Origin of the sequence: Kineosporia sp. R_H_3 (assembly GCF_002198675.1) — a bacterium.
Classification (GTDB): Bacteria; Actinomycetota; Actinomycetes; order Actinomycetales; family Kineosporiaceae; genus R-H-3.
The window spans coordinates 43,842-50,944 of record NZ_MWLL01000077.1; the positions used below are offsets into that span (position 1 = coordinate 43,842).

7 protein-coding genes are annotated in these 7,103 nt (G+C 73.3%); 6 read left to right on the top strand and 1 reads right to left on the bottom strand.

Features of this window, described 5'->3' with window-relative positions; genetic code table 11:
* Positions 1-36: 36 nt before the first annotated feature.
* Complete coding sequence (locus tag ECOMGDLI_RS04925; protein ID WP_088314513.1) at positions 37-816, bottom strand: IclR family transcriptional regulator; 780 nt, start codon at positions 814-816, stop codon at positions 37-39.
* A 188-nt stretch (positions 817-1,004) separates the two neighbouring features.
* Here ECOMGDLI_RS04925 and ECOMGDLI_RS04930 point away from each other — a divergent pair, with 188 nt between their 5' ends.
* The 6 genes from ECOMGDLI_RS04930 to ECOMGDLI_RS04955 all read left to right on the top strand — a co-directional run.
* On the top strand, positions 1,005-1,919 hold the full coding sequence (locus tag ECOMGDLI_RS04930; protein ID WP_088314514.1) for an IclR family transcriptional regulator: 915 nt from the start codon (positions 1,005-1,007) through the stop codon (positions 1,917-1,919).
* Between the two features lie 46 nt (positions 1,920-1,965).
* Positions 1,966-2,769 (top strand): 2-keto-4-pentenoate hydratase, encoded by an 804-nt coding sequence (locus ECOMGDLI_RS04935; protein WP_088314517.1) that lies wholly within the window; start codon positions 1,966-1,968, stop codon positions 2,767-2,769.
* The gene (locus tag ECOMGDLI_RS04940) at positions 2,766-3,776 is read left to right on the top strand and encodes an acetaldehyde dehydrogenase (acetylating) (protein WP_088314520.1); all 1,011 of its coding nucleotides are present in this window, start codon (positions 2,766-2,768) and stop codon (positions 3,774-3,776) included. The genes ECOMGDLI_RS04935 and ECOMGDLI_RS04940 overlap by 4 nt, the downstream gene beginning before the upstream one ends.
* 6 nt (positions 3,777-3,782) lie before the next feature.
* Positions 3,783-4,916: a 4-hydroxy-2-oxovalerate aldolase gene (dmpG, locus tag ECOMGDLI_RS04945; RefSeq protein ID WP_088314523.1), complete on the top strand. Its 1,134-nt coding sequence runs from the start codon at positions 3,783-3,785 to the stop codon at positions 4,914-4,916.
* Positions 4,916-5,716: a 2-keto-4-pentenoate hydratase gene (locus ECOMGDLI_RS04950; protein ID WP_088314526.1), complete on the top strand. Its 801-nt coding sequence runs from the start codon at positions 4,916-4,918 to the stop codon at positions 5,714-5,716. Before dmpG ends, ECOMGDLI_RS04950 begins: the two co-directional genes overlap by 1 nt.
* Positions 5,717-5,777: 61 nt before the next feature.
* Positions 5,778-7,103 (top strand): aldehyde dehydrogenase (locus ECOMGDLI_RS04955; RefSeq protein ID WP_369812714.1); only part of this gene is annotated, 1,326 nt, incomplete at its 3' end.

The window sequence follows — 7,103 nt, forward strand, 5'->3', positions numbered from 1 at the left end:
GGAACGGTGATTTCTTGACGGTTGCCCGTCGGGGCGTCAGGCGCGTGTGGAAGCCCGGCGCAGCGGCGCCCCGAGCTGGCGGGACAGGGTGAGCGCCGCCGTGCGCACGGCGGGCGCCATCCGCTCGGTGTCGAGCCGCTCCGCACGCCCGGTCACGGACAGGCCGCCGAGCACCCGGCCGTCGGCGCCGAAGACGGGCGCCGCCGCGCAGACGACGCCCATGGCCGACTCCTGCCGGTCGTACGAGATGCCGGCCTCGCGGATCGTGGCCAGCTCGCGCATGAGCGGGCCGGGCATGATCACCGTGTAGGCGGTGCGGCGGGTCAGCCCGGCGTCGATCCGGGCCTTGACGACCTCCGGCGGGCTGTACGCGAGGATCGCCTTCCCGACGCCGGTCGCGTGCGCGGGCAGCCGCCCACCGACCCGGGACGGCAGCGGCTGGGAGTCGCGCACCCGCAGGATCTCGACGTAGACGACCTCGATGCCCTCGAGGACGGCGAGGTGCACGTTGCTGTTCGTGGCCTCCCGCAGGTCCTCCATGAAGGGCAGCGCGGCCTCACGCAGCGCGCGCTGGCGCGGGACGAGCTGCCCGAGCTCGAACAGGTGCATGCCGAGCCGGACCTTCGTGCCCGCCTGCTCGAGCCAGCCGATCCGGACGAGCTCACCGGCAAGCCGGTGCGCGGTGGACTTCGCCAGACCCGTCCGGCGGGCCAGCTCGGAGATGCCCAGCTCGGTCGTGTCGGCCCCGAAGGCGTCGAGGACCGCGGCGGCCCTCGCGAGGACCGAGGGGCCGCCGTCCCACTCAGCGGTACGCATGGTTTGCATCCTCACCGTTCCCCGGGCGACTGTCTACTGGCGCGACGACGGTGGCCGGGCAGGTGAGGGCCTCGGCAAACCCGTTGTCACGCAACAGGTCCGGCGACCGCTCTCAGGCAGGTGCGCCAGGGACCAAAGACCCCGGGACCAACGTCCCGACGGCCAGGACGGCGAGAAGGAGCAAGTCGATGACGACGGTGCGGGCCCTCACCCCCGGTCCGACGACGGCCGGGGAGCCGACGACCGTGCACACGGCCGCGCCCCTCGGGCGCCCGCCGCTGCGGCTCGTGGAGCCGGGCGCCCCACGGGTGCGCACCGGCCGCCCGAAGGGCCCGTCACGGCGCTCCGCCGACGAGGACCTCAGCGGCGGGGTGAAGTCGGTCGTCGCGGCGCTCGACGTCCTCGACTGCTTCGCCGAGACCGACGAGCTGGGCGTCAGCGACATCGCGCGCCGGCTCGGCGTCGCGAAGAGCACCGCGCACCGGCTCCTCACGTCGCTGTGCGCCCGCGGCCTCGCCGAGCGCAACCCGGAGTCCGGCCAGTACCGGCTCGGGCTCCACCTGTTCGAGCTCGGCCAGCTCACCGCGGACCGGATGCGGCTGCGCCGTGCGGCGATGCCGCTGCTCGAGGAGCTGCGCCAGGCCAGCGGCTGCTCGACCCAGCTCGGCATCGCCCGCGGCGAGGACGTCTTCTTCGTCGGCCGGCTCGAGACGCTCAGCGGGATGAAGCTGCTCGCCGCGGCGCCGCGCCGGTTCCCCGCCCACCGCACGGCCACCGGCAAGGCCATCGCCGCCTTCGACCCGGCCGTCGCCCGGGCCTGCCGGACGGCGGGGCTCAACCCGGCCGGCAACGCGGCGGTCGTCTCCCCCGCCCAGTTCGACGGCGTCCTCGACGAGGTGCGCCGCCGCGGTGTCGCGACGAGCTTCGACGACGCGATGCAGGGGGTCGGCTCGGTCGCCGCGCCCGTGCTCGACTCCACCGGGCGCGCGGTCGCCGCCGTCTCCCTGCTGCGCCCGTCGGCCGAGCTCGCCGCGGACCTCGGGCGGCACGCGCAGCTCGTGAGCATCGCGGCCCGCCGTCTCGCGCGCACGCTCGCGATCTGACCACGCACGCCCGCACCGCCGACCGGCGCACCGACGAAGGAGACCCATGGACGACGCAGCACGCCTGCGCCTCGGGGCGGCCGAGCTGCTGCTCACCGCGTACGAGACGAAGAAGCCCGTCGACCCGCTCGTCGACCTCTACCCCGGCCTCACCCTCGACGACAGCTACGCGATCCAGCAGGTGCAGATCGAGCACCGGCTCGCCGCCGGGCGCACGCTCAAGGGGCACAAGGTCGGCCTGACGTCGGCCGCCATGCAGCGCCAGCTCGGGGTCGACCAGCCGGACTACGGCCAGCTCCTCGACGACATGTTCTTCCTCGAGCACATGGCCGTCCCGGCCGGGACGTACCTGCAGCCGCGGATCGAGCCCGAGGTCGCGTTCGTCCTCAAGCGGCCGCTCGCCGGCCCGGGCGTCACGGTCGCCGAGGCGGTCGCCGCGGTCGACTTCGTGCTGCCGGCGCTGGAGATCATCGACAGCCGGATCCGGGACTGGAAGATCGGGCTGCTCGACACGATCGCCGACAACGCGTCGTCCGGCGGGGTCGTCCTCGGCAGCACCCCGGTCGGCGTCGGGGAGGTCGACCTGCGACTGTCCGGGTGCGTCCTGCACCGCAACGCCGAGATCGTCGGCACCGGCGCCGGCGGCGCCGTCCTCGGCTCGCCGCTGAGCTCCCTCGTCTGGCTCGCCAACACCGTCGGCGCCCGCGGCGTCGTCCTCGAGGCCGGCCACGTCATCCTGCCCGGGTCGATCACGGCGTCGGTCGCCGTCGCCCCCGGGGACACGTTCACCGCGGCGTTCGCCGGCATCGGCAGCGTCACCGCCCGCTTCGCGAAGGAGGAGACCCGATGACGGAGCGCCTCACCGCCGCCATCGTCGGCCCCGGCAACATCGGCACCGACCTCATGTTCAAGCTGCTGCGCCGCAGCGAGATCCTCCAGCCCCGGTACATGATCGGCGTCGACCCGGCGTCGGACGGTCTGCGGCGGGCGCGCAGCGTCGGTCTCGAGGCGAGCCACGAAGGTGTCGACTGGCTGCTGGCGCAGGACGACCTGCCGGACATCGTGTTCGAGTGCACCTCGGCCAAGGCGCACGCCGCCAACGCACCGCGCTACGCCGAGGCGGGCATCCTCGCGGTCGACCTCACCCCGGCCGCCGTCGGCCCGTACGTCTGCCCGCCGGTGAACCTCGACTTCAACCTGGACGCCGTCAACGTCAACATGATCACCTGCGGCGGCCAGGCGACGACGCCGATGGTCCGCGCGGTCGCGGACGTCGTCCCCGTCCCCTACGCCGAGATCGTCGCGTCGATCTCCTCGAAGTCGGCCGGCCCGGGCACCCGCGCGAACATCGACGAGTTCACCGAGACCACCTCGCAGGCGCTCGAGGTCGTCGGCGGCGCCGACCGGGGCAAGGCGATCATCATCCTCAACCCGGTCGAGCCGCCGTTGATGATGCGCAACTCGGTGTTCTGCGCGATCCCGCCGGAGGCCGGTGAGCCGGGCGACCTGCAGGACAAGATCCTGGAGTCCGTCCACGCCATGGTCGAGCGGGTCCGCGAGTACGTCCCCGGCTACCACCTGCGCGCCGAGGTCCAGTTCGACCACGCGCGCGACCTCTGGCAGGGGATGGCCCGGGTCTTCGTCCCGATCGAGGTCAAGGGCCGCGGCGACTACCTGCCGGACTACGCGGGCAACCTCGACATCATCACCGCCGCGGCGGCCCGGGTCGGCGACCTCATGGCCGCCCACCGCCTGGGGATCCGGTCCAGCTGGAAGTCCTCGTCCGACCTGGGCGAGCTCACCGGCGCACCCGCCCCGGCGTCGTCCGCCCCCCTCGACGAGACCGCAGGAGTCTGACCCGCCATGGCCGATCTCAGCATGCGTCCCGAGGACGTCCCGGTCACCGCTGCGGCGGACGAGTCCGAGGTCCTGGCGAACACCCCCACCGGCGGCGGCGAGCGCGATCTGCGGATCACCGACTCGACCCTGCGCGACGGCTCGCACGCGATGTCCCACCAGTTCACCGAGGCCCAGGTCCGCGGCGTCGTGCACGCGCTCGACGCGGCCGGCGTCCAGGTCATCGAGGTCAGCCACGGCGACGGGCTCGGCGGGTCCAGCTTCAACTACGGCTTCAGCCGGGTCGACGAGATGCAGCTCATCCGGGCCGCCGTCGAGGAGACCACGCAGGCGAGGATCGCGGTCCTCATGCTGCCCGGGCTCGGGACCGTGCACCACCTGAAGCAGGCCCACGCGGCCGGCGCGTCGGTGGCCCGGATCGCCACCCACTGCACCGAGGCCGACACGTCGATCCAGCACTTCGGCGCGGCCCGCGCGCTCGGCATGGAGACCGTCGGGTTCCTCATGCTGTCGCACCGGGCGAGCCCGCAGACGCTGGCGCAGCAGGCCCGGATCATGGTGGACGCCGGCGCCCAGTGCGTCTACGTCGTCGACTCCGCCGGCGCCCTGGTGCTGGAGACGGCGCAGGAGCGGATCCGGGCGGTCATCGCCGAGATCGGCCACGAGGCGCAGGTCGGCTTCCACGGCCACCAGAACCTCTCGATGGGGGTGGCCAACTCGGTGCTCGCCTTCCAGGCCGGTGCCCGGCAGATCGACGGCGCCCTGTGCGCGCTCGGTGCCGGCGCCGGGAACTCCCCGACCGAGGTGCTCGCCGCGACGTTCGAGCGGATGGGCATCCGGACCGGGATCGACCTCGGCGAGGTGCTCTCGGCGGCCGAGGACGTCGTCCGGCCGTTCATCCCGCGGCTGCCGTGGATGGACCGGGCCTCGATCACCCAGGGCTACGCGGGCGTCTACTCGTCCTTCCTCCTGCACGCCGAGCGCGCCGCCGACCGGTACGGCGTCCCGGCGCACGCGATCCTGCAACGGGTCGGCGAGTACGGCTACGTCGGCGGCCAGGAGGACATGATCATCGACATCGCCCTCCAGCTGCAGTCCGAGCTGTCGATGGGTGACCTCGCCGCGGTCGGGGTGCGCTGATGACGCGGGCCTGGGACCTGGACTCGGTGGCCACGGAGCTGCTCGCCTGCGAGGGCGAGCGCCGCGACCGGGAGCCGTTCACCGACGACTGGACGGATCTCGACCTGGACACCGCCTACGCGATCCAGGACGAGACCCTGCGGCGCCGGCTCGCCCGCGGCGAGCGGCTCGTGGGGGTCAAGCTCGGGCTCACGAGCCGGGCCAAGCAGAAGCGGATGGGGATCGACGTCCCGCTCGTCGCATGGCTGACCGACGCGATGGTGCTCCCCGCCGGGGAGCCGGTGCCGCAGGGCGCGCTCATCCACCCGCGGGTCGAGCCCGAGATCGTCTTCGTCATGCGCGACCGGCTCCAGGGCCCCGGTGTCACGGCCGTGCAGGCGCTGGCCGCCGTCGACCGGGTCCACGGCGGCGCCGAGGTCATCGACTCGCGGTACCGGGACTTCCGCTTCCGGCTGCCGGACGTCGTGGCGGACAACGCCTCCAGCGGCGCCTACGTCACCGGTCCGGTCGGGCTCGACCCGTCGGGCCTGGACCTCACGAGCGAGGCGGTCCTCGTCGAGGTCGACGGCGCGGTGGTCGACTCGGCGACGGGTGCCGCCGTGCAGGGCAACCCCGCCGAGGCGCTCGCTCTCGCGGTGAACGACCTCGGCCGCCGCGGGCACGCGCTCGAGGCGGGCTGGGTCGTCCTGACCGGCGGCATGACGGACGCCGTCTTCGCGCCCCCGGGTGCCTCGATCGCCTGCCACTTCACGAACCTGGGCTCGGTCCACATCAGCGGTGGGCCGCGGGAGGACAGCTGACATGAGCAGCACCAGCAGCAGCGCCGGCAGCAACACCGGCAGCACGGCCGGCAGCGAGGCACTGCCGTTCTACGGGCACGTCATCGCCGGGCAGGAGGTGCCGTCCATCGACGGCGCCACGATGGCCTCCGTCGACCCCTTCACCCGCCGGCCCTGGGCGACGGTGGCCCTCGGCGGGCAGAAGGAGGCCGAGCTCGCCGTCGCGGCGGCGCGTGAGGCGTTCGACTCCGGGCCGTGGCCGCGGATGGGGTTCGAGAAGCGGCAGGCGGTCCTGCACCGGCTCGCGGACCTCATGGAGGAGCACGCCGACGAGCTCGCCCTCGCCGACACCCACGACATGGGCAAGCCGGTGACGCAGGCGCACCACGACGTCGCGCGCAGCGTGTGGAACTTCCGGTTCTTCGCCGACCACGCGCGCCTCGCGACCGGTGACGTGTACCCGATGGACTCCGGCCACCACGCCTACACCCGCTACGACGCGGCGGGTGTCGTCGTCGCGATCTCGCCGTGGAACTTCCCGCTCATGATGAGCACCTGGAAGGTCGCGCCCGCGCTGGCCTGGGGCAACACCGTCGTCCTGAAGCCGGCCGAGGACACCCCGGTCTCGGCGACGGTCCTCGCCCGGCTCGCGGTCGAGGCGGGCCTGCCCGCGGGCGTGCTCAACGTCGTCCACGGTTACGGCCCCGACTCCGTCGGGTCCGCGCTCACGAGCCATCCCGACGTCGACCGGATCACCTTCACCGGGGAGTCCGGCACGGGGCGGGTCATCAGCGCCGCCGCCGCCCGCAACCTCGTGCCGGTGAGCCTCGAGCTCGGCGGCAAGGGCGCGAACATCGTCTTCGACGACGCGGACGTCGACAACGCCGTCCACTGGGCCGTCGAGGCGATCTTCCGCAACGCCGGCCAGGTGTGCCTCGCCGGCTCGCGCCTCTACGTGCAGCGCGGCATCTACGAGGAGTTCATGGCGCGGTACAAGGCCGCTGCCGAGGCGCTCGTCGTCGGCGACCCGAAGGACCCCGCGACCCAGTTCTCCGCCGCGCTCGCGAGCCAGGAGCACTTCACCAAGGTGAAGGGCTTCTTCAGCCCGGAGTCGCTCGGCGGCGGCACGGTCGTCACCGGCGGGCTGCTCGGCGGCGAGGACGGCGAGGGCTGGGGCGTCAGCCCGACGATCATCGCCGACACCGCCGCCGACGCCCGCGTCGTCAAGGAGGAGATCTTCGGGCCGGTCGTCGTCGCGACGGCCTTCGACACCGAGGACGAGGTGGTCGACCTGGCGAACGACACCCCCTACGGGCTCAACGCCATGGTGTTCACCGAGAACCTCTCGCGCGCCCACCGGGTCTCCGGGCGTCTCAAGGCCGGCACGGTCTGGGTGAACTGCTTCTTC